At 54.9% G+C, this 23,038-nt stretch carries 15 protein-coding genes; 12 read left to right on the plus strand and 3 right to left on the minus strand.

The window, feature by feature from the left end; translation table 11 throughout:
* Positions 1-171: 171 nt before the first annotated feature.
* Complete coding sequence (locus tag KVT34_RS20675) at positions 172-1,203, minus strand: LLM class flavin-dependent oxidoreductase (protein WP_217560731.1); 1,032 nt, start codon at positions 1,201-1,203, stop codon at positions 172-174.
* 296 nt (positions 1,204-1,499) lie between these two features.
* Between KVT34_RS20675 and KVT34_RS20680 the strand changes: the two genes are divergently transcribed.
* The 8 genes from KVT34_RS20680 (at position 1,500) to KVT34_RS20715 (ending at position 6,484) form a co-directional block, all read left to right on the plus strand.
* A complete protein-coding gene (locus KVT34_RS20680) occupies positions 1,500-1,862 on the plus strand; it encodes a winged helix-turn-helix transcriptional regulator (protein WP_217560732.1) in 363 nt (120 codons plus the stop codon).
* Positions 1,863-2,153: 291 nt separating this feature from the next.
* Positions 2,154-2,786 carry a 3-hexulose-6-phosphate synthase gene (gene hxlA, locus KVT34_RS20685; protein WP_217560733.1) on the plus strand — a complete coding sequence of 211 codons (633 nt, stop codon included), beginning with the start codon at positions 2,154-2,156 and terminating at the stop codon, positions 2,784-2,786.
* Between the two features lie 6 nt (positions 2,787-2,792).
* Positions 2,793-3,350 carry a 6-phospho-3-hexuloisomerase gene (hxlB, locus tag KVT34_RS20690; RefSeq protein ID WP_217560734.1) on the plus strand — a complete coding sequence of 186 codons (558 nt, stop codon included), beginning with the start codon at positions 2,793-2,795 and terminating at the stop codon, positions 3,348-3,350.
* A 291-nt stretch (positions 3,351-3,641) separates the two neighbouring features.
* On the plus strand, positions 3,642-4,580 hold the full coding sequence (locus KVT34_RS20695; protein WP_217560735.1) for a helix-turn-helix transcriptional regulator: 939 nt from the start codon (positions 3,642-3,644) through the stop codon (positions 4,578-4,580).
* A gap of 66 nt (positions 4,581-4,646) precedes the next feature.
* The gene (locus KVT34_RS20700) at positions 4,647-5,138 is read left to right on the plus strand and encodes a GyrI-like domain-containing protein (protein WP_217560736.1); all 492 of its coding nucleotides are present in this window, start codon (positions 4,647-4,649) and stop codon (positions 5,136-5,138) included.
* A 119-nt stretch (positions 5,139-5,257) separates the two neighbouring features.
* Positions 5,258-5,644, plus strand: coding sequence for a hypothetical protein (locus KVT34_RS20705; protein WP_217560737.1), 387 nt, complete (start codon positions 5,258-5,260; stop codon positions 5,642-5,644).
* 26 nt (positions 5,645-5,670) lie between these two features.
* Positions 5,671-6,093: an SRPBCC family protein gene (locus tag KVT34_RS20710; protein ID WP_217560739.1), complete on the plus strand. Its 423-nt coding sequence runs from the start codon at positions 5,671-5,673 to the stop codon at positions 6,091-6,093.
* 1 nt (position 6,094) lies between these two features.
* Positions 6,095-6,484 (plus strand): ArsR/SmtB family transcription factor, encoded by a 390-nt coding sequence (locus tag KVT34_RS20715; RefSeq protein WP_217560740.1) that lies wholly within the window; start codon positions 6,095-6,097, stop codon positions 6,482-6,484.
* 539 nt (positions 6,485-7,023) lie between these two features.
* Here the strand turns inward: KVT34_RS20715 and KVT34_RS20720 are convergent.
* On the minus strand, positions 7,024-8,484 hold the full coding sequence (locus KVT34_RS20720; protein WP_217560741.1) for an alpha-amylase: 1,461 nt from the start codon (positions 8,482-8,484) through the stop codon (positions 7,024-7,026).
* 292 nt (positions 8,485-8,776) lie between these two features.
* Between KVT34_RS20720 and KVT34_RS20725 the strand changes: the two genes are divergently transcribed.
* Together KVT34_RS20725 and KVT34_RS20730 are read left to right on the plus strand one after the other, a co-directional pair.
* Positions 8,777-12,850, plus strand: a complete 4,074-nt coding sequence (locus KVT34_RS20725; RefSeq protein WP_254635034.1) for a bifunctional 2',3'-cyclic-nucleotide 2'-phosphodiesterase/3'-nucleotidase — start codon at positions 8,777-8,779, stop codon at positions 12,848-12,850.
* Between the two features lie 540 nt (positions 12,851-13,390).
* Positions 13,391-18,403 (plus strand): glycosyl hydrolase family 18 protein, encoded by a 5,013-nt coding sequence (locus tag KVT34_RS20730; RefSeq protein ID WP_217560743.1) that lies wholly within the window; start codon positions 13,391-13,393, stop codon positions 18,401-18,403.
* A gap of 97 nt (positions 18,404-18,500) precedes the next feature.
* Here the strand turns inward: KVT34_RS20730 and KVT34_RS20735 are convergent, their stop codons facing one another.
* Positions 18,501-19,451 (minus strand): DMT family transporter, encoded by a 951-nt coding sequence (locus tag KVT34_RS20735; RefSeq protein WP_217560744.1) that lies wholly within the window; start codon positions 19,449-19,451, stop codon positions 18,501-18,503.
* Positions 19,452-19,548: 97 nt separating this feature from the next.
* On the opposite strand from KVT34_RS20735, the gene KVT34_RS20740 reads away from it, so the two are divergent.
* Together KVT34_RS20740 and KVT34_RS20745 are read left to right on the plus strand one after the other, a co-directional pair.
* A complete protein-coding gene (locus tag KVT34_RS20740; RefSeq protein ID WP_217560745.1) occupies positions 19,549-20,421 on the plus strand; it encodes a LysR family transcriptional regulator in 873 nt (290 codons plus the stop codon).
* Positions 20,422-20,522: 101 nt separating this feature from the next.
* On the plus strand, positions 20,523-22,937 hold the full coding sequence (locus KVT34_RS20745) for a TPM domain-containing protein (protein ID WP_217560746.1): 2,415 nt from the start codon (positions 20,523-20,525) through the stop codon (positions 22,935-22,937).
* Positions 22,938-23,038: the final 101 nt, after the last annotated feature.

The raw sequence follows: 23,038 nt of genomic DNA on the forward strand, positions 1-23,038 counted from the left end.
TATACTTGTTCCACGTGAAAAAACCGCCGGCCCGGAAAGGGCACAGCGGTTTGGGTGAGGGCAGATGCGTAACGCCGCAAGCGGCGGGTTTTATTGGGCAGGCGCTCCGAAAAAAGCCAACCGGGTGCTTTAGTCGGCGCTTATGCGGCGCACAAAGAGGGGGCTGACCGCTTATCGTACCCGGGCCGCCTCGGCCAGAAGCTCATAGGAGCGCAGACGCGCCCCGTGATCGTATATCTGCGAGGTGACGATAAGCTCGTCCGCCTGCGTCTCCGACAGCAGGTAATCGAGTCTCTCCCGCACGGTTTCTTTCGTTCCGGCGGCCGTGATGCTGAGCTGCTTGCGGACGATGGCTTTCTCGTGCGGGCTCCACAGCTCATCCATGTTGTCCACCGGCGGGTTGAGCAGGCCGGTCTGTCCGCGGATGAGCTTCAGGAACTGCTGCTCGTGGGAGGTCGCCAGCCTGCGCGCTTCCGCCTCGGTATCGGCGGCGAAGACGTTGACGCCGATCATGACATAAGGCTCCTTCAGCGCCTCGGACGGGCGGAAGGAGCTGCGGTACAGCTCCAGCGCCGCGACCAGGTAATCCGGCGCGAAGTGGCTGGCGAAGGCGAACGGAAGACCGAGCTGGCCGGCCAGCTGCGCGCTGAAGCCGCTGGAACCGAGCAGCCAGATCGGGATGTTCAGCCCTTCGCCGGGCACGGCTCTTACACGGCCCGGGGAAGCGCCGTGCCCGGGGTTCAAATAGCCCCGCAGCTCTTCGAGCTGCTGCGGGAAGTGCTGGCCGTCGCTCTCCGGACCGCGGCGCAGAGCCCGGGCCGTCAGCTGGTCGGAGCCGGGCGCCCGTCCGAGGCCCATGTCGATGCGGCCCGGATAGAGCGACTCCAGCGTGCCGAACTGCTCGGCGATGATCAGAGGAGCGTGGTTAGGCAGCATGATGCCGCCCGAACCGACGCGGATTTTTTTCGTGCCGCCGGCGACGTGGCCGATCACGATCGAGGTCGCCGAGCTTGCGATGCCCGGCATATTGTGGTGCTCGGCCAGCCAGTAGCGGTGATACCCCCACTGTTCGGCGTGCCGGGCAAGATCGAGTGTATTTTTTAACGAATCCGCCGGTGTCGCCCCGAGGACGACCGGAGCCAGATCCAGAATGGAGAGCGGGATACGGGTAATGCTTGCTGCCGGTTGATTGGTGTCAGCCATCGGAATCAGCCTCCTGTTTAAATGTTGTCGGAATGAGTGATCTTATCGGGCCGCAGAAGGAACCCCCGTCTTTTGTCAAAGGTAGGGGTTAACGTCGATGTGGTTTTGCGAAAGCCATCCATTTCTGCCGCCCGGTTTCCGGATCGGAGCCTCGGGAACGGGATCGGGATGAAGAAAACGAAATTGTTAAAGAATAAACCGACTGTACCTGTTATTATGAAAGAGCATATAACCCAATGCAAGTACCTACTTTTTAGTGATATAGGTGCTTTAAGGATACTAAAGGAGCCAGGCCAATGGGAGATCAGCTTTTTAAACAGTCTGTGGAATTAACGCTGAAGGTAGTCGGGGGCAAATGGAAGCCGGTCATTCTTTGCCATTTGACGGAAGGCACACACCGTTTCGGGGAGTTAAAGCGGGAAATGCCGGACATTACCCAGAAAATGCTTACCCAGCAGCTGCGTGAGCTTGAACAGGACGAAATTATTCACCGCAAGGTGTACAATCAGGTTCCCCCCAAAGTGGAGTATTCACTCACACCCTACGGGCTGACCATCAAGCAAGTATTGAACGTGATGTCGGAGTGGGGCGCGAATCATCAGAAGAAGATGCACGCAGCCTCGTCAGAGCCGCGGCATACAGAAGCGGCCGAGCCTTGATTTATTCGGCTTGTGCCGCTGGTGCCGGGCTGGAACGAGCGCCCGAAATCCGCTTTTTCAACGGTTTCGAACGATTTATACGGCGGATCAGCCTTCTGACTATTGACGGCTCCTCTTCGGAGGGGCTTTTTTGCGTTTGCGGAAACGATCATTGCGGGTTTTGCCTTGCTTAGTATCCTTTTGGTGACTACGTTCCCTAATAGTGCGTACTTTCTTTTCAACTTCTGAGGATCTAGAATAAAACGCATGGCAATCAACAACTGCTAACTGACATCCCAGGAGGAAACATAAATGGAATTGCAATTGGCGCTGGATCTCGTAAACATCCCGGAAGGGATTGAGCTGGTTAAAGAATTGGAGCCTTACATCGATATCGTTGAGATCGGAACGCCGGTCATCATCAACGAAGGCTTAAGAGCCGTCAAGGAAATGAAGCGGGCTTTCCCTAATCTGAAAGTTCTTGCCGATCTCAAAATCATGGACGCGGCGGGCTATGAGGTCATGAAAGCATCCGAAGCGGGCGCCGACATCATTACGATTCTGGGCGCGGCGGAAGATATGAGCATCAAAGGGGCCGTTGAAGAGGCAAGAAAGCAGAATAAAAAAGTTCTGGTCGATATGATCAGTGTGAAAAACCTGGAAGAGCGCGCAAAAGAAGTCGATGCGTTCGGTGTCGATTACATCTGCGTTCATACCGGGTATGATTTGCAGGCTGTCGGCAAAAACTCGTTCGAAGATCTTCAAACGATCAAACGGGCCGTTAAGCGGGCAAAAACGGCAATCGCCGGCGGCATCAAGCTCAGCACACTGCCGGAAGTGATTAAGGCGCAGCCGGATCTCGTTATCGTAGGCGGGGGCATTACCGGACAAGACGACCGTAAAGCGGCCGCGGCCGAAATGCGGAAGCTGATCAAGCAGGAGTAATCTCCTATGCAGACGACTCAATATCTGGCGGAGATTCGGGAGGAGCTGCATCGCACAGCCGAAGCTGTCGTGAGCCGCGAAGCGGAGGAACTGGCGGATGCCATTCTGAATGCCGGCAAAATTTTCGCAGCCGGAGCGGGCCGTTCCGGATTGATGATGAAAGCTTTTGCCATGCGGATGATGCACCTCGGTTTCGACGCATACGTCGTCGGCGAAACCGTCACGCCGAATCTGACCAAGGACGATGTGTTCATCGTCGGCTCGGGTTCCGGGGAGACGAAGAGCCTCGTCTCGATGGCGGAGAAAGCGAAAAGTCTGGGCGCTTCCGTCGCCGCCATCACGATTTTTCCAGAATCGGCTCTCGGCCGGTTGTCGGATATCGCGGTTAAGCTCCCGGGCTCGCCGAAAGACAAGTCGGACAACCCGTATCCGACGATTCAGCCGATGGGTTCCCTTTTCGAGCAGACGCTGCTGCTGTTCTGCGATGCGATTATTCTCCGGCTGATGGAGAAGAAAGGGTATACGTCCGAGACGATGTTCGGGCGTCACGCCAATCTGGAATAGGCGGAGCGAAGCGGGCCTGTTTCGGAAGCGGCTAAACTTCAAAACGGAAGGCCTTTACGTTTCCATCGGGAAGCGCAGCGGCTTTTTGGCTTGTCTGGGAGGGAGACGGGGGCCGAGGAGGAGTTCTGGCCGGGCGCCTTATTTTACGGCTGAGGAGAACAGCGCCTTACACGCAAGCGCAGCGTCTTTTCCTTCCCGGCGTTGTAGAATACAATGATTGTATAACTCTCTTACACGTACAACAATTGGAGGGGAACAGAGTACGGCGCGATTCCGGAAAGGATGACCTTAGTGAAGATAGACCGACTGCTTGCGATGACGGTGCTGATGCTCAACCGGGGGCGGATAAGCGCCAAGGAGCTGGCCGAGCGGTTTGAAGTGACGACGAAAACGATCTACCGCGATATGGAGACGCTCAGCCGGGCTGGAATTCCGGTTGTCGCCCACCAGGGCGTATCCGGCGGATTTGAAATTATGGAGCCGTACACGCTGGCCAGGCAGCTCGTCTCTCTCAAAGAAATTTCGTCCCTGCTTGCGGCCGTCAAAGGCGTAAGCACGGCTCTCGACGATCAGACTTACGCTAATCTGGCGGAAAAGGTGCAGGGACTGCTTTTGCGGACGGACACTGCGGACTGGGAGCGGCGCAAGGACGAGATTGTTTTCGATTTTCATCCGTGGGGACAGGGGACGGCGGCGAAAAACAAAGTCTCTCGCTTGAAGCGGGCGATTGAGGAAAGCAGGCGGGCGGCTATCGTCTATGTGAACACGAACGGGACCGAGACCGAAAGAATCATTGAACCCGCCGCTCTAATTCTGAAGGGTTCCATCTGGTACCTGCACGCGTACTGCATGATGAGAAAGGAGTTCCGCGTCTTCCGGCTCTCCCGGATCGCGGATTTGAACGTCCTTTCCCAAGCTTCGGAGCCTCGTGAAGTTCCTCCTTTGGAGGGGTACGGCTGGAATCGGCAGTGGCTCGCTCACAAGGAAGTGGAGATGACGCTGCACTTTCGTCCGGAGGTCCGTCACCGCGTGGGAGACGCTTTTCCGCCGAGTCTGGTGAGCCTGCTGCCGGACGGAGGCCTGTGCGTCCAAGGGGTTTTTGCGCTGGACGAGTGGTTTTACGGGATGCTGCTGAGCTTCGGAGACAGTTTGAAGATCGAGCATCCGCCCAGCCTGGCCGACGAAATCCGGGAGCGGGCCCGCAAAATTTTGCTTCGCTACGAGAACTAGGACATACAGGTGTCCACTTTTCCCGATTACACTTCTCTTAAACAGGAAAAAGAGGAGAATGAACCTATGAATTTGAAGTCCGTATTTGCAAACAAACCATCCTTCCGACTGGCGGGCGTGAGTGTCCGAACCACGAACGCCGCGGAGGCGGGGCCGGAAGGAAAGCTGCCGCAGCTCTGGCAGCAGTTTTTCGGCAGCGATATTGCATCCAGACCGGGCATAGAGAACCCTCATCTGATTTACGGATTGTACACGGATTACGAAAGCGACGCGTCGGGAGAATATACGGCGCTGCTTGGACACGAAATCAGTGAAGAATTGACAGACGGCGCATCTTCCGGTCTTCAGTTTGCGGATGTTCCCGCAGCCCGCTACATGATTTTCGAGACGCGCAAAGGCCCGGTGAAAGACGTGGTGCCGCAGCTGTGGCACGAAATCTGGGCGTATTTCCAAAACGCCGCGGAGCAGCGGACTTACACGGGGGACTTCGAGGTGTACGACGGACGCGGGTTTGACCCCGAGAACTGTGTCGTCCAGGTTTATATCGCGATCCGATAAAACGGAAACGCCGGCGCACCAGCCGGTGTTTTTCTTTGCCTTGACATGAAACCATTTGGTTTCCTATAATCAAATAGGCAACCAAAACGTTTCCTAAAATTAACGGAGGGAATCCATCCATGTCAGAAGAATTGCTCAAAAAACTTCGTTATAAAGAAGGACCGGCCCTCGTCCTGAATGCGCCCGAAGGGTATCGTCTCGGCATCGAAACGGAGGCTGCCGGCCGGGAGGAAGACAAGGCTGCATTTCTCCAGCTGTTTGTGAATCACGGGCAGGAGGTTGACGAATGGGTACCGAAGGTGATCCCCATGCTCCGCGAGGACGCCGTTTTCTGGATCACGTACCCTAAGCAGAGCTCCAAAGTCAAGACGGACATTAACCGGGATACTTTAGCTGCGAGGGTACAAAATAACACGGAATACCGACCCGTCAGCAATGTGGCCGTCGACGACAAATGGTCGGCTTTGCGTTTTCGCCGTTCGGATTTGGTAAAACCCAAAAAATAAACACTTGCATATAGGAGGAACTATAGATGACTAACACGCCGAATACTCTGCCGGATATCCGCCAGACTCAGCTTTTCAACGCTCCGATCCAGAAGGTATGGAACGCCGTGGCGACATCCGAAGGAATTGCCGCATGGTTTATGCCCAATGATTTTCAGCCCGAGCTCGGATATGAATTCCACCTTGAAGCGGGACCCTTCGGGAAATCTCTCTGCAAGGTGACCGAGTTGGATCCGCCGAACCGGCTTTCCTTCCGTTGGGGCAAAGACTGGACGCTGACGTTCGAGCTGGCCGACCTGGACGGCAAAACCGAATTCACCTTGATTCACGCGGGATGGGACCCGGAGAAGGTAACCGAATTCGGACAGTCTCATGCGGAGGTTCGCGAGCGGATGTCCGGCGGCTGGGTAGGTCTGGTCGAGGCGCTCCGCAAGCAAGTCGAGGCCTGATATGGGCTCAGCCGAACCGAAGCAGGACGTCTTTCAGGCCATTGCGGACCCGACCCGCCGCAAGGTCCTGAATCTGCTTGCCGGGCAGGAGATGCCCGTCAATGCGATCAGCGGCCACTTTCCGATGAGCCGGACGGCCGTTTCGAAGCATCTGCGCATTCTGGCCGATGCGGGCCTTGTCCAGGAGCGGAAAGTCGGCCGCGAGAAACGGTACCGGCTTCAGCCGGAGCCTCTGCTGGAGCTGAAGCGGTGGCTGGCGTACTACGAGCGGTTCTGGGAGAACCGGCTCTCCGTGCTCAAGCACCTCGTGGAAGCGGACGAACTCGGCGAAAACGGCAGCGGCAGTCCGGCTCCGGGGCTTAAGGCCGCGGGGCCGGGAGGCCGGCCTTAGCGCGCCCGGCTTCAGCATGCCGCACAGACCTCGGGAGGGGTGTAGTGCCGTGTGACGGAGCGCATCCGTATTTACAGCGCGTGTCGGCCCGGGCGAAGGATGCACGAAAGCCCGGGTCCCTCTTGCCGAGGGACCCGGGCTTTTTCCAGCTCAGCAGAAGGACTGCGCATAGCGGCAGCATCGTCGAGGGCGTTCAGCGCCATGACCCTGACCGTTTAAAGGCAGCTCTGGAGGAATCGACGGTAAAATGTTTCACGGGAAACATGTCGAATTAGCGGGAGATAGAGCGAACCAGAATGGGCAGGCCGCCGCCTAAGCAGCTCCTCACAAAAAAAGTAAAGCTGCTGAAAATTAACTAAACTAAGCTGAATACGACGAATTTTGAGTCGGATGCGTGAGCTGAACAACAAAGGACATAACGGATTAGATGACTAATCCGTTATGTCCTTTAACATATAAACTTATTTCGCCGGGTGTCCGTCGCTCGGTTGCCCGTCGCCCGGTGTCGGGTACCCGTCGCCAGGTGCCCGCGCGCCGCGTCAGCTCTCGTCCGGCTGCGCCCAGACGGACACGCTCCCCCCGTTCACCGGGAAGCCGGCAAAACCGTCCTCGCCGATGGTGATTTCGTCTTCCCGCGTGCCGGTCATATCGAGCCACACCTGGCCGGCCCGTTCTTCGCCGACGAACATGCGCTTCTCGCCCTCGTCGCCGTTGGAGATGACGACCGCGCAGCCGGAGCGCTCGATTTCGGCATCGCCGCGGCGGACCCAGCCGATCGTATTCGGATGATCGAAGTAGTCTTCCTGCTCGCCGTAGGCTTTATGCTGGCGGGCATAGAGCAGCGGATCGATCACCGCCGCCTTGCCTTCCGCGGGAGCCTCTCCGCCTATGCCGAAATAATCTCCGTAGAAGACGCACGGGTAACCGTCTTTACGGAGCAGAATAAGAGCATACGCGCTCTGCTTGAACCAGTCTTCGATCCACGATTCCAGCGATTCGTTCGGCTGGGAATCGTGATTGTCCACGAAGGTGACGGCGTGCAGCGGATGGGTTTGAACGAGCGTGTCCTCGAACACGGTCGTGAGGTCAAAATCTTTGCCGGCCTGCGAGGCGGCATGGAGCTTGTAGTGCAGGGCCACGTCGAACAGATCGATTTTGTAATCGACGTTATCGAGAAACTCGCGGCAGGCCGCTACTTCGGGGTTCCAGAACTCTCCCACGATGTAGAAGTTTTCCCCGCGTTCCTTGATCATTTCGCTTGCGAATTGCCGGATGAAATCGTGGTTGATATGCTTGATGGCATCCAGCCGATAGCCGTCGCACTGCAAAGTGTCGACGAGCCATTTGCCCCAGGTGATCATCTCTTTTCTCACACCGGGATGGCTGTAGTCGATGTTGGCGAACATGAGATAGTCGTAGTTGCCGAATTCGTCGTCCACGTTGTCGTTCCAGCTCTTATTCTCCCCAAGGATGCGGAAAATGCCGGTTTTATCTTCCTTGGCATCGTAATCGGTGCCGTTAAAATGTCCGAAATCCCATTTGAAAGCCGAATATTTGTCGCCGCGTCCCGGAAAAGTGAATTTCGTCCAGCCTTCGATATCGAACGGCTCGGAAATCACCTCATTGCGGTTCTGGTCGTTCACTTGGACCACCTTGAACAGCTCTTTCTCGTCTGCGCCCGCTTTATGATTCATCACAAGATCCACGTATACGCAAATCTCATTGTCCTGACACGTTTTGACGGCTTCCAGCAGTTCTTCTTTCGTTCCGTACTTGGTCCGGACCGTCCCTTTCTGGTCGAATTCGCCCAGATCGTACAGATCGTACACGCCGTAGCCCGTATCCTGGTCGGACTGTCCCTTGGTAACCGGGGGAATCCAGACGGCGTCGAACCCTTTCTTTTTCAGCTCGGGAGCCAGCTCCTTAAGCCGTTTCCAGTGGGAGCCGTCCGCGGGGACATGCCATTCGAAAAACTGCATCATCGTATGATTCCTTGTCATTCCTCTTCCTCCTAATCGACTATGGGCCTTTTGTAGCAAAGGGGCGCTCATCTCATTTGGTCTAAGGAATGGTTACCCAAGTGGACGTCCTGTCTAAACCCGCGCGTTTTTAAATAGGCTGCTGACCGGATTGACCGTCGGTTAAATACAGGACTTAAGAATCATTTTAAGCGTTTTCAATAAATTTATTAAATATTTTACACACGGTTAATTCCGAACCTGCTAAAATCGGTAAGTAACTATTTAGAGGAAGGTGGAATTCATCGTAATGGGATCCAGGAAGTACAAAAGAATGAAGCAGCTCGCGACCGCTTCCCTAGCATTCGGCATCATTTCATCCCAGTCTTTAGGAGGCATTGTGCAAGCGCAAACATCCGCTTCTCCAACCGTTAATCTTCGTATTATGGAAACGACGGATTTGCATACAAATCTTGTAGACTACGATTATTACAAAGACGCGGCGGCGGCAAGCGTAGGTTTGGCCAAAACCGCCACGCTGATCAAAGAAGCGCGCAAAGAAAACCCCAATACTTTCCTGGTCGACAACGGAGACTTGATCCAAGGGACTCCGCTCGGTACGTACATGGCCCAGATTAATCAGCTCAAAGACCCCGGCGCCATCCATCCTGTCTATAAAGCTATGAATCTCCTGGATTACGATGCGGCTACCTTCGGCAATCATGAATTCAACTATGGCCTTGATTTTCTCGATAAATCGATCAAAGGGGCCAAATTCCCATACATTAACGCGAACGTGTACATAGACGATAAAGACAACAACCCGGACAACGATGTCAACAAATTTACGCCTTATCTGATTATGGACAAGACGTTCAAAGACGAGAACGGCAACGACCAGAAAATCAAAATCGGCGTCATCGGACTCGTAACTCCGCAAATCATGGAGTGGGACAAAGTGAACCTTGCCGGTAAAGTCGTGGCCAAAGACATCGTCGCGACGGCCAAGAAATTCGTGCCTGAGATGAGAGCCAAAGGCGCGGATATCGTCATCGCGATGGCGCACTCCGGTTTTGACGGTACGGCCGCGGCGAACGACCAGCTCGCCGAGAACGCGGTTCTGCCTCTCAGCAAGGTGCCCGGCATCGATGCGATTACGTTCTCGCACTCCCATAAGGTGTTCCCTACACCTGACGTGAAGAAACTTGACGCGCTCTTTAAAGACGCGAACGGAAACCCGGTTGCCGGCGTAGATAACGCGAAAGGCACGATCAACGGCGTTGCGGCCGTGCAATCCGGCTATGGCGGCTCGAACCTCGGTCTGATCGACTTGAAGCTCGTGCAGGAGGGCGGCAAGTGGAAGGTTTCCAATTCTCAGTCCTCGACCCGTTATATTTACGACAGCACGGCGAAAAAAGCGCTCGTGGAAACGGACCCGGCTATCGTACAAGCGGTTGCGGCCGAGCACGAAGGCACGAAAAAATACGCGAACCAGCCGATCGGCGAAACGACCGCTCCGATCCACAGCTATTTCGCGCTGGTGCAGGACGACCCTTCGGTCCAAATCGTAACGAACGCTCAGAAAGAATATGTGAGCAAGTACATTTCGACGACCCTGCCGCAGTATAAAGATCTTCCGATTCTCTCCGTAGGCGCTCCGTTCAAAGCCGGACGCAACGGCCCGTCGGAGTATACGGATATCGCCAAAGGTCCTATCGCGATCAAGAGCGCGAGCGATCTCTATCTGTACGACAACACGCTGAAAGCAGTCAAAGTCAAAGGCTCCGGCGTGAAAGAATGGCTGGAAATGTCCGCGGGCATGTTCAACCAGATCGACCCGGCCAAAACGGACGAGCAGCAGCTGCTGAACTCCTCCTTCCAGGTGTTCAACTTCGACGTGATCGACGGAGTGACTTACCAGGTGGACGTAACCAAACCGGCGAAGTACAAAGTGGACGGAGCCGTTAACGACGCATCCTCCAGCCGGATTGTAAATCTCCAGTTCAACGGCAAGCCGATCGATCCGAACCAGGAGTTCATCGTCGTCACGAACAACTACCGCGCAAGCGGCGGCGGCAACTTCCCCGGCCTCAAAAACGCGGAGCTGATCGTGGATTCCGCCGACGAGAACCGTCAGGCTCTGATGGATTACATTTCCGAGCAGAAGACGATCAACCCGGCCGCTGACAAGAATTGGTCTATCGCACCGGTTGCAGGAAACGTGAAAGTCACGTTCACCAGCTCCCCGAGCGCGGTTACGTACCTGCCGGAGAACCCGCATATCAAGAGCACGGGCGTAACGACGGACAAAGGCTTCAGCGTTTACTCCATCGATCTGAGCGGAAAAGGCCAGCCTCAGCCGGACAACAAGAACGTAAAAGTCCAACTGCTGGGCATCAACGATTTCCACGGTCAGCTCGATACGACGACGGAAACCGCGTCCGGCAAAGTGGGCAGCGCCCCTTACCTGGCGACTTACTTGAAAGAAAGAAAGAAAACGAACCCGAACACACTGCTTGTTCATGCAGGTGATTCCGTAGGCGCGACCGCACCGGTTTCCTCGATGGAGCGCGACAAGCCGACCCTGGAATTCATGAACATGCTGAAATTCGACGTGGGTACGCTGGGCAACCACGAGTTTGACCAGGGCGTAGGCGCTATGCTCGCTCAAATCAACGGCGGTACCGATACGAAGAACAAAGACGTGACCTTTGATAAATTGAACTTCCCGTACGTGAACGCCAACGTGGTGGACGAGAAAACGGGCGAGAACATTCTGCCTTCTTATGTGATCAAAGAAGTGGGCGGCCAGAAAATCGGATTTATCGGCGTGGCGACCAACTCCACTCCGTCCAAAGTATCTCCGGACGGCCTGAAAGGCGTTAAGTTCGTTGAGCAGGCTCCTGTCGTCAACAAAGCCGTACAAGAGCTGAAAACCAAAGGCGTAAAAGCGATCGTCGTTCTGGCGCACGATCCGGCCAGCGTGAAAGACAACGTGGCTTCCGGCGAAGCGGTTGATCTGGCTAACGCGATCGACGATGAAGTCGACGTTATTTTCGCCGGTGACAACCATGCCAAAGTCAATACGGTCGTCAACAACAAGCTGATCGTTCAAGCCTATTCCTACGGCACGGCTTTTGCCGACGTTGACCTCGAGATCGATCCGGCTACCGGCGATATCGTGAAGAAAACGGCGGAAATCGTAGACGTGAAACAGGAAGGCGTAACGCCTGACGCGGATACGGTCGCTCTGATCAACAAATACCTGGACAAATATCCGGTTCTGAAGCAGCCTGTCGGTACGACGGACTCTGTGATTTCCAGAAACAACGCCTACAACGAAGAAGCTCCGCTGGGCAACCTGATTGCGGACGCTATGCGTGACGGCATGAACACGGATTTCGCATTCATGAACCCGGGCGGTATTCGCGCCGATCTGCCTAAAGGAGACATCAAGTTCTCCGATCTCGCGAAAATTCAGCCGTTCGGCAACACGCTCGTTAAAATGACGCTGACAGGCTCGCAGATCAAAACGCTTCTGCAGCAGCAATGGGGCAAGAAATCGGACGGTTCCGCAGATACCAAAACATTGCAAATTTCCGGTCTGAAGTACACGGCCGACTTTAGCAAACCGGCAGCCGAGCGCATCGTGAAGCTGACGAAGGCGGACGGCACTCCGATTGAGGATGCCGCCGAGTACACCGTAACCGTGAATAACTTCATGGCTGCGGGCGGAGACAATTATAAAGTACTGGTTGAGGGCAAAAACTCTCAAGCCGGCCTGATCGATCTCGATGTGTTCTACAATTACATTACGAAAACGTTCAAAGGCGGCAAAATCACGGCGTCTCTCGACGGCCGTATCGTGAATCTGAAGTCGTTCGCGGACGTTCCGCAGACGCACTGGGCTTATAAAGTCATCCAGGAGCTTTCCGGCAAGCAAATCGTTGACGGTGTAGCCGACAACCGTTTCGAACCGGAGCAGGATGTAACCCGCGCCCAGTTCGTGAACATGATCGTGAAGCAGATGAAGCTCGTTTCTTCCAAGCCGTCCGCGTTCAAGGACGTTCCGGCCGGAAGCTGGTATGCGGAAGCCGTAGCGGCTGCCTCCGAGAAGGGCATCGTGGAAGGCAACTCCGCAGATACCTTCGCGCCGGAGCAGAAGATTACGCGTGAAGAGATGGCGGTTATGATTACCCGCATGTACGCGCAGCTTCAAGGCACGACAGGTACGCCTAAAGCTATCTTTACCGATGGCGGGGAAATCAGCGCTTGGGCCAAAACGGCTGTGGAAACAGCTGCTGAGAAAGGTCTGATGACCGGCCATGCCGACGGCGTATTCGCACCGCGTGCGAAAGCGACACGCGCGGAAGCGGCGCAAGTGATCTACAACGGCATTACGAAGTAATCGGACGGCGTTCGCATCCTTGCGTTAAGCTATCCGGAAGAGCCGCCGGGGGATTTTTTCCCCCGGCGGTTTTTTGCTTTATAAAAGGCTTTTTTATTATCGTTAATATGTATAAAAAATCAGTGAAATTAATAGCGAGATAGAGAATTATCCCCTTCCAGTGGACAAAAACATCCCTGTTAACCTTTTGTAAAACCATTATAATTATTAGTAACTTACATAATAACTTCCACAATTTACCCTCAGTTTTCCCCCGCTTTCGGCTTGTCGTCATTCATAATTCTTGGTTCATGAAGCACTCATTTCACGTCGTTAGAGCTATCCATGTCTCCGTGCAGAAGCACGCATTTGTTTTTCATCGGCTTTATGTAACCGTTTACCAAGTTTTCTGATGAGTTTTACAGGGCTTCATGAGTTTGTTTTAAGTTCAAGCCAAGCGGCTGAATTTAGAAGCAGTGCCTGCGAAGAGAACGCACTGGAGGTGAGAAGGATTCCTCTTTGGAATGGCATTGTATAAATTTGATGAAATTGGGGTGTACTATGAAAGCGCTTAAGCAATCTTTTGTTTGGAGATGGCTTGTTTTACTTTTATGTACAAGCATGGCCTTTTCAACTTATCTGACTGTTGTTTCGGGACAAGCAAGCGCCCAACCGGCCGATATCAAGGGGCATTGGGCAGAGAAAGAGCTTGGCGAATGGCATGATAAAGGACTGATTCAGGGCTACTCGGACGGTTCTCTTCAGCCGGATAATGCCATTACGCGCGCAGAGCTTATGGCGCTTATTAACCGCTACTATAAATTTACGGCTTCCGCTTCGATCCAATTCACGGACGTTACGGCGGAGCAGTGGCAGTATGAACAAATCAGCAAAGCGGTGGCAGCCGGGTATGTGGACGGCTACAGCGACGGAAGCATTCGTCCGGACCAGCCGGTGAGCAGACAGGAGTCCGCGGTCATGCTTTCGAAGCTGCTCAAGCTGGGTGAGGTTTCCGAAGATGCGCTGAAGAACATCAAAGACGCGGCGTCGATTGCCGATTGGAGCAAAGGCGCGGTAAGCGCCATGGTAGCCAAGGGAGTCATCGAAGGCTACGAAGACGGCACCTTCCGTCCCGCAGGCAAGCTGACCCGTGCAGAGACGGTCGTTCTGCTGGGCCGCGCGCCATCGCTACAAAGCGTTTCCTATGACAAGGCCGGCACGTTCGGACCTGCATCGGGAACCGAAACGGTTAACGGCGACGTTGCCGTGAATGTTTCGGGCGTTACCCTGCAAAACACCGTCATCCAAGGCAATCTCCTTTTGGGCAAAGGCATCGGAAACGGGGATGTCACCTTGAAGAACGTGAAAGTAGCGGGAACCGTTACGGTCAACGGCGGCGGAGAAAATTCCATCCACCTCGTAGATACGGTTCTGATCAAGGTTGTTGTCGATAAGGAAACCGGTGCGGTCCGTCTCGTGGCCCAAGGAAACACCTCCGTTCAAGAGACGTATGTCCAATCTTCCGTTAAATTGGAAGAAAGTTCTCTGACGGGAGCCGGTTTTATCGACGTGATTTTCGTGAAAGCACTGTCTGCCGGTTCTTCGGTACAGCTGATCGGATCATTTAACTCCCTTCACGTGCTGGCTTCCGGCATCAAAATCGAAATTTCCAAAGGCTCCATCGGCAAAGTGATCGTGGACGGAAGTGACACGACACTGGCCGTTAACAATGATGCCAGCATTGTGTCTCTCGTGCTGAATGCCCTGGCCAAAATTACCGGCTACGGCTCCGTTGAAAACGCGACGGTTAACGAAGGCGGCAAAGGCTCCTCCTTCGAGAAAGCTCCCGTCAAAGTGGATGGCCCGCAGAAAGGCTCCATCACAATCGGATTGCCGATCGGCGGCGGCTGGGGCGGTTCCGGCGGCAGCTCCGGCGGCGGTTCCACGGAAACTGCCAAGAAAGTCATCGCGTATGTGCCCGGCTGGAAAAACTGGTCGGCCTCCAACCCGATCGACGCGGCCAAGTTGACGCACATCAACTATGCGTTCACGCATGTGAAAGACAATAAAATCGTCTCCCTGCCGGCGCAGAACGACGATGCCAACTATGCCTACCTGCAAAGCTTGAAAAAAGACAATCCGAAGCTGAAAATTCTTCCTTCCGTCGGTGGCTGGGGAGCGGACGGTTTCTCGGATGCGGCATTGACGGAAAGCGCGCGCAACACATTTGCGGACAGCATCATCGAGTACATCAAGAAGTACAAGCTGGACGGGGTCGACCTGGATTGGGAGTATCCGACACAAAGCGCTGACGGCGTTATGAAGGCGCGGCCGGAGGATAAGCAGAATTTCACGCTGATGCTGCAAACGATTCGTGAGAAGCTGAATACTCTGGGAAGCCAGGACGGCAAATATTATGAGCTGACGATTGCTGTCGGCGCTACGAAAAAATACCTCGACGGGGTTGAAATCGAGAAGATTACCCCGCTGCTCGACAATATTAATTTGATGACCTATGATTTCCACGGCGGATGGGATACCAAAACCGCTCACCATACGAATTTGTATGCCGGTGATTTGAGCGTAGATTCATCCGTTAAGCTGTATCTGGCCAATAAAGTTCCTGCAAGCAAAATCGTCATCGGTGGAGCCTTCTACAGTCACCTGTGGACGGATGTAGAAGCGGCAGGCGGTAAGATCGTGGGTCAAAAGGCGGTTGGTAACGGCGCAACACCGACCTATAATGAAATCATCTCGAATTATAACGAAGCTAGCGGCTACAAGCGCTATTGGGATAGTGAGGCCAACGCACCTTACTTGTACAACGAACAAACGAAAGTATTCCTTTCCTATGACGACCCGCAATCCCTCCACGAAAAAGGGGGCTATGTGCTGAACCAGAAACTCGGCGGAGCGATGTTCTGGGAATACAGCCAAGATCAGACGGGAGCTTTGCTGGACGCACTGGTGAAGGGTGTTCAAGGAAAGACACTGAACCCTGATACGACAACGGTTCCGGCGGCGCCTGCTGTTACAGGCGTAAGCGAAGGGCAGACCTACAAGACGGGCGTACTGCCCAACTGGAAGGATGCGGCGGGTACCGCAAGCGGCGCTACGCTGAACGGAGCCGCCTACACCAAGGGAACCGGCATTACGGAAGCGGGCGAGTACACGCTCGTCGTTACCGCAGCTCACGGCAAAAGCGGCAAAACGGCTTCCACGACCGTGAAGTTCAAAGTCGAACCGCAAACGAAAGTGATCGCTTATGTGGGCGGCTGGAAAAACTGGTCCGAAGCGAAACCGGTGGACGCATCCAAACTGACTCACATCAACTATGCGTTTACGCATGTCAAAGACAACAAGATCGTGCCGATCGAAGTGCAGAACGATGATGCGAATTACGCGTATCTGCACAGTCTGAAAGCTCAGAATGCCGATCTTAAAACGCTTATCTCCGTAGGGGGATGGGGGGCGGACGGTTTCTCGGACGCGGCATTAACAGAAGCTTCCCGCCAAACATTTACCGACAGCATCATCGACTATGTGAAGAAATACAACCTGGACGGCGTTGATCTGGACTGGGAGTATCCGACGCAAAGCGCCGACGGCATAATGAAGGCACGGCCGGAGGATAAACAGAACTTTACTTCCCTGCTGCAATTAATGCGCGACAAGCTAAACGCGCTGGGTCTTGAGACCAACCGCTATTACGAGCTGACCATCGCGGTCGGTGCGGGAAGCGGTTATCTGAAGGGCGTTGAAATCGATAAAATTACTCCGCTGCTGGATAATATGAACCTGATGACCTATGATTTGTCGGGCGGATGGGTTCCGAAAACGGAGCACCACACCAATCTTTACGGAACCGGCGACAACAGTGTTGACCAATCCGTGCAGCTTTACAAGAAGAACGGTGTACCTGCAAACAAAATCGTCATCGGCGCCGCGTTCTACAGCCACTTGTGGACGAACGTGGAATCTTCCGCCAACAACGGACTCGGACAAAAAGCCGTAGGCACCGGCGCAACTCCGACCTACAGCGTAACTCTCGCGACTTACAGCGAAGCCAACGGATATACCCGCTATTGGGATCAGAACGCTAAAGCTCCATATCTGTATAACGCTCAGACAGGAATCTTCATCTCGTTCGACGATCCTGAGTCCATGGCCGAGAAAGCGGCCTATACGCTGAAAGAGAAGCTCGGCGGCGCTATGTTCTGGGAGTACAGCCAGGACGAAACGGGCGCCCTGCTGGATGCCCTCGTTAACGGTCTGAAAGGCAACCCGTACACGCCTGATACCACTTCCGTGCCTGCGAAACCGCAAATCGCCAACGTCACAGGTGGGGAAACCTACACGACAGGCGTACTGCCTAACTGGACGGATGCACCGGGTACGGTGGGTGTCGCTACGTTGAATGGAGAGGAATACATCAAAGGAACCGGCATTACGGAAGCCGGCGATTATACCCTGGTTGTCACGGCTGTTCACGGCAAAAGCGGTAAAACGGCTTCTACGACCGTGAAGTTCAAAGTAGACCCTAGAAAGAAAGTCATCGCTTATATCGCCGGCTGGGAAGACTGGTCCGTCACGAATTCGGTTTATGCGAACAAACTGACGCACCTGAACTACTCCTTTACGCTGGTAAAAGACAACAAAATCATCACGCGTCCGGAGCAAAAGGACGACCAGAACTACCAATACATTCACAGCCTGAAAGCACAAAATCCGAACCTTAAAGTGCTTTTTGCCGTAGGCGGCTGGGGAGCGGACGGCTTCTCCGATGCGGTTCTGACTAACGAAGCACGCGACACCTTCTCGAACAGCATTATCGACTACATCAAGAAGTACAAGCTGGACGGCGTGGATATCGACTGGGAATATCCGACGATCAGCGCGGACGGTTTAATGAAAGCAAGACCGGAAGATAAGCATAACTATACCCTGTTCCTGCAGATGCTCCGGGACAAACTGAATCAGTTGGGGCTTGCCGACAACAAGTATTATGAATTGTCCATGGCGGCAGGTGCAGGACCAAGTCACTTGAAGGCTCTCGAAGCTGAGGAAATTTCCAAGTATCTGGATAATTTTAATATCATGACCTATGATTACTCGGGCGGATGGGTTCAGAAGACAGAGCATCACACGAACGTTTACGGACCGGGACTCAGCATGGAAACCGTAGTTAAACGATTTAAAGACGCGAAAGTGCCGGCTAACAAAATCGTCGTCGGTATCGCTTTCTACAGCCATCTCTGGACCGATGTGCAGTCAGCTGCCAACAACGGTCTGGGACAGGCTGCAACAGGCAGCGGCAATACTCCGACGTATAACGAAATTTTGGAGAAATACAACGCGGCTAACGGCTATGTCCGTTACTGGGACGATGCTGCCAAGGCACCGTACCTCTTTAACGGCAGCACATGGCTTTCCTACGACGATCCTGAATCCATAACGGCGAAAGCCCAGTTTGTACAGGATCAGGGATTGGGCGGTGCGATGTTCTGGGAATACAGCATGGACAAATCGGGCGCTCTTCTCGATGCATTGATCCAAGTAATCCCCGTGAAGTAATCGCGGCTCGCAAGGATGCGGAATGAACGGATAGGCGTATAAAAAAAGAACCGGCGGAAGGCTCAGCCCTCCGCCGGTTTTTCTTGTTCCCGAACCGTTATTTATAATCCCGTGCCTGCGCCAGACTCGCGCAAGGGGGGATATCTTTGGATTTTTTTGCCTTGGCGGCGCGGAAAGACCGGGGAGGCACGTTCACCAGCACGATGCTGACCACGATGAGGACCAGTCCTGCCAGCAGGTTGATCGTAATCGCTTCGTTCATGAAGATAGCGCTGGCCGTGATCGAGATCAGCGGGATCAGGAAGGTGAACGAAGCGACTTTACTCGCTTCACCCGAACCGACCAGCGTGAAGAAAGCGAGCCATCCCAGCGCAATGACGAATACCGAAATGAAGAGCAGGCTGAAAATAAAGGGACCGGTCCAAGCGATGTCCAAGACGCTTTCTGTGGAGAGGCCGGTGCCTGTCAGGACGACTCCGCCCATCAGCAGCTGAAGCGTGACCATCCAGATGGAGTCGACGCGGTCGCCTGTTTTTTTCATGAAAACAGTACCGAAAGCCCAGCTCACCGCGGATCCGAGCGCCAGGAGAATGCCGGTAAAGGAGATATGCCCGTTCAGTCCGGCCGAAGTAATGGTCGCCACCCCGGCGAAACCGAGGAGCAGACCGAACAGTTTAAGCCCGTACATGGATTCGCCCAGCCACAGCCAGGAAAGAATTCCGAGCAGCACCGGCTGGAAGAAAACGATAGCGGAGAACAGCCCCGAAGGCAGGTAACCGAGCCCGACGGTCTGCAATCCATAGAACAAAATGATGTTCAATAAGGCGGAAATCAAATAAATGTGCCACGTTTGCTTGAAGTTGAGCTTCTTATATCTCGGAATGGCGACAAGCAGCAGCAGGAAGCCGCCGATCAATGTGCGAATGCCCGCGAATAGCAGGGGCGGTGTATAAATGAGCGCGTGTTTGGTCAGGGGCCAGTTGATCCCCCACATCAAGACCAGAAACGCGAGCAGGAAAGCCGTTCGTTTACGGGAAGAACGTTCCATCTGAATCACTCCTTGGTTAGAACTGCTTCCTTATGATACGATGGGCTATAAGATAAATAAAATGAATAATTTTTATGAGGAGCATAAGCGAAAGGTTATGACCATTACTCAATTTCAGGTTTTTGTGAAAATAGCGGAGACGGGAAGTTTCACTAAAGCGGGCTTGGAGCTTAACATGACACAGCCTGCCGTGAGCCATGCCATCTCCAGTCTTGAGGCCGATCTCGGCATCCATTTGATGATCCGGGACCGGAAGAACGGCATTACCCTGACCCATATCGGCAAAAGGGTGCTCATCCAAATGCGCGAAATTTTGCAGCGCGTCGAGAACATTGAGCAGGAGATTGCCGCGGAGAAAGGGCTGGAGGTCGGAACCGTCCGCATCGGCGCTTTTCCTACCGCCGCGGCTCATTTTTTACCCAAAATCATGAGCACGTTCAAGCAAAAATATCCGAATCTCCAGCTGGTGCTTCATGAGGGCACGATTGCCGAAGTGAAGGAGTGGCTGTCGACACGGTTTATCGACGTCGGTCTCGTTATTTTTCCTGATGCGGATCTGGAGATCGTTCCTCTTTTTAGAGACAAGATGGTGGCTGTTCTTCCGGAGAACCACGTGCTGGGGGGCCGAAGTTCTCTTACGATGTCCGATTTGAGCGGAGAACCGATGATTTTGTGCAGAGGAGGATACGAAGCCCCGATTATCGATTTGTTTCAGAAGTCGGGTGCGGATCTCCGGCTGGCTTTTGCGGCGTCCAATGTAGCGACGGTGCTGAATATGATCCGGGAAGGGCTGGGACTCGCTATCTTGTCCCGCTTGTCCTTATCCGCCCTGCCTCCGGGGCTCGTTACGCTAGACCTGGAGCCTCGCGTCTGCCGGGATATATCCGTAGCCGTGCCTTCTTTGAAAGAAGCATCGCTGGCGGTACATTTATTTATTCAAACGGCCAGAGAGCTTTTTCCCCGGGAATAAAGGAGAGGTTAACGTCAGGAGCGTTTAAACGGAAAGAAAGCACAGTCGGTATTTTCGGGTAAAGACCATGTAAAAGATCATTGGAGCGAAAGGGGAACAAAATGAAGACAATCCGTGTGATAGGGCTGGCCCTACTCCTGATATTTCTTACCTGCACGGCTGTATTTGCCGCGGCGGTGCCCCGGAATAACGGAATCGTTACCGATCCCGTCGGTTTGCTTACGCAAACCCAGGCCCGTCAGGTGGAAAGCGGGCTAAAGAATAAAGATTACGAAGTGTTTGTGCTTACCGCCAAAGGCTTAACCGAAAGCGAAGGAGAACGCCTGGCGAATGAAGCCTACGATCAATGGGGACTGAACCGGAATCAGCTGATGCTGGTCATCACGACTCAGCCGAATTTTGTCCATCTCGTTTATGAGAACGAGCAGCTGGCTGCGGCCGTTTCGCGAAGCAAGGCAAAGGATGCGAAGGGGATTGTCGACCTTAAGTTTGTGCCTGCTGCCGGAGAAGGCAAGATTGGAGAGGGTATTCTGGCGGTCAGCGGTTACGTGAACTCGCTTGCCGGAGCGGGAGCTTCATCCGGGAACGTCGGCGATAACGGCGCAAGTAACGCTCGTGGCGGCGGTATGGCCTCGATTCTCCCCGTTGTGCTGGGATTGGCCGTAATTGGCGCGGGATTTTGGGCTTTCTGGCAGTACAAAAGAAGATCCGCGGCTCGGAAACGGCTGGCGGAAGCGAAACAACTGCTCGACGAAACGCGGCCGGTGCTGAACGGAATGCTGTTTTCCGAAGTTTTTCAGGACCTGGAGAAACAATTTTTGCAAGGGGAAACAAAAGAAAAGGCTGCCGAGCTGGAGAATGCGGTAGTGCGGCTGCAGGGAGAATCCGAAGAGCTGGCCGGACGCCTGGCGGAGCTGAAGTTACCTTTCCTCATTAACGCCAAGGCGGAGGCCGAGACCAGGAAGCTGTTCCAAGCCGTACAGGAATTTGCCGGAAAGGTAGGACCGTACGGGACGCGGCTCGCGGAGATCGAAAAGCAATCCACGGAAGTCAGAAAATCCGTGGACCGGGCAAAGAGCTGCATCGCCGAAGCGGAGGAAGCCGTCGAAGCGCTTGCCCGCCGGACGGGTTATCCGCTGACCGTGCTGAGAAAGCATGCGGAACAAGCCAAGGCGGCTTATGCCAAGGCCGACGAGCTGGACGAGTTCGATTTTATGCAGGCCGCATCGTCGGTCGAAGCCGCTCTGAAGGAACTGGATTTTATCCGGAAGTCGGTTAAGGACTTCGAAGCGCTGGAGGAACGGGAACCCGGATTTTTACCGGCGATCCAAGCATCGGAACAAGAACTCAGGGAAAGAACGCGGCAGGAAGGCTTGCTGCTCACCGATGGCGACCCGTATGCTCTGCTTAAGCAGGCAAGGGAGGAGACTGCCCGTCTCGGTACGCTGCTGGAAGCAGGCGATACCGAAGAGGGCGGCCGGAGCGCGGCCGCCATAGAGGAGAACATGGGGGCCGCCCGCAGCCTGGTTGAGGCGATGATCGCCGACCGGGAGTCGGCGCGGAAGACGGCCCATGAGATCGAGGAGCTGACGGGGGACCTCGGCTCATTCGACCGGGCTTACCCGGAGGAGTCCCTTAAAATCGCCCGCGATTACGCGGAAGTGCACCGGCGGGAGCAGCAGGCCGATTACACCCGCATGACGCGGGCGCGCGAAGAGCTTGGCCGGCGGCTGACGGAGATCCGGTCCGGACTCGCCCCGGACGTCCAGAAGTACCGCTCGGCCCGGGAGGCCGGTACGGAGGCCCAAGCGCTGATGACCGAAATCCGCGAGCTTCGCGCGCGGATTCTCGGTTATCACGACAGCTTGGACGCGCGGGTACGGACCGTCCGGCATGCGCTGGACGAGGAACGCGGACGGCTGCGGCAGGCGGCTTCCGCTTTCGGGGAGCTGCAGGTGGAGTCACCGGAGCTGTCCGCTATGATCGGCGACGGCGAAAGTAGGCTGGCCGAGCTGGAGCAGTTGGCGCAGGCACCGGTGCTCGACGTCGACCTGCTGGAAGAGCGCCAGCGGGGGCTGTCCGTCCAGGCGGGGCAGGCCGCGGAGCGCGTGCAGCAGCTGCTGCGGGAGAAAGAAGAGACGCTGCGCACAATCAGGCAGCTCGAAGGAGAGTACCGGAGCCGGCATGCCCGGTACGGCGGCAGCATGAGCTTGTCGCCCTATTCCTCCGGCTACGACACGCTGATGGAGGAAAGCCGGCGGCTTATCGCCCGGGGACTCTTCGCGGAAGCGATGCAGCGCATTTCGTCCGGCCAGCAGCTGTTGGAGCAGATGGACCGGGACTATCAGCGCCGGATGTACGAGGAGCAGCTTCGCCGCAGAGGCCCTGGCGGGCCCGGGGGCGGCGGCTCCTCCGGGAGTTCCGGCTGGGGCGGAGGCGGAGGTCGTTCCTCGGGCGGCTCGGGCTGGGGCGGCGGCTCTTCCGGAGGACGCTCCTCGGGATCGTCCAAGTGGTAGGATGCCGCGCGGACCGGTAAGCGCGGAGCGGCTGCGGTACTGAACGAAAAGAAGGAGGGACCCGTATCCTCCTTCTTTTTTTTGCATACTAATCAAGCCGC

This window comes from Paenibacillus sp. GbtcB18 (assembly GCF_019091125.1).
GTDB classification, from domain to species: Bacteria; Bacillota; Bacilli; order Paenibacillales; family NBRC-103111; genus Paenibacillus_F; species Paenibacillus_F chitinolyticus.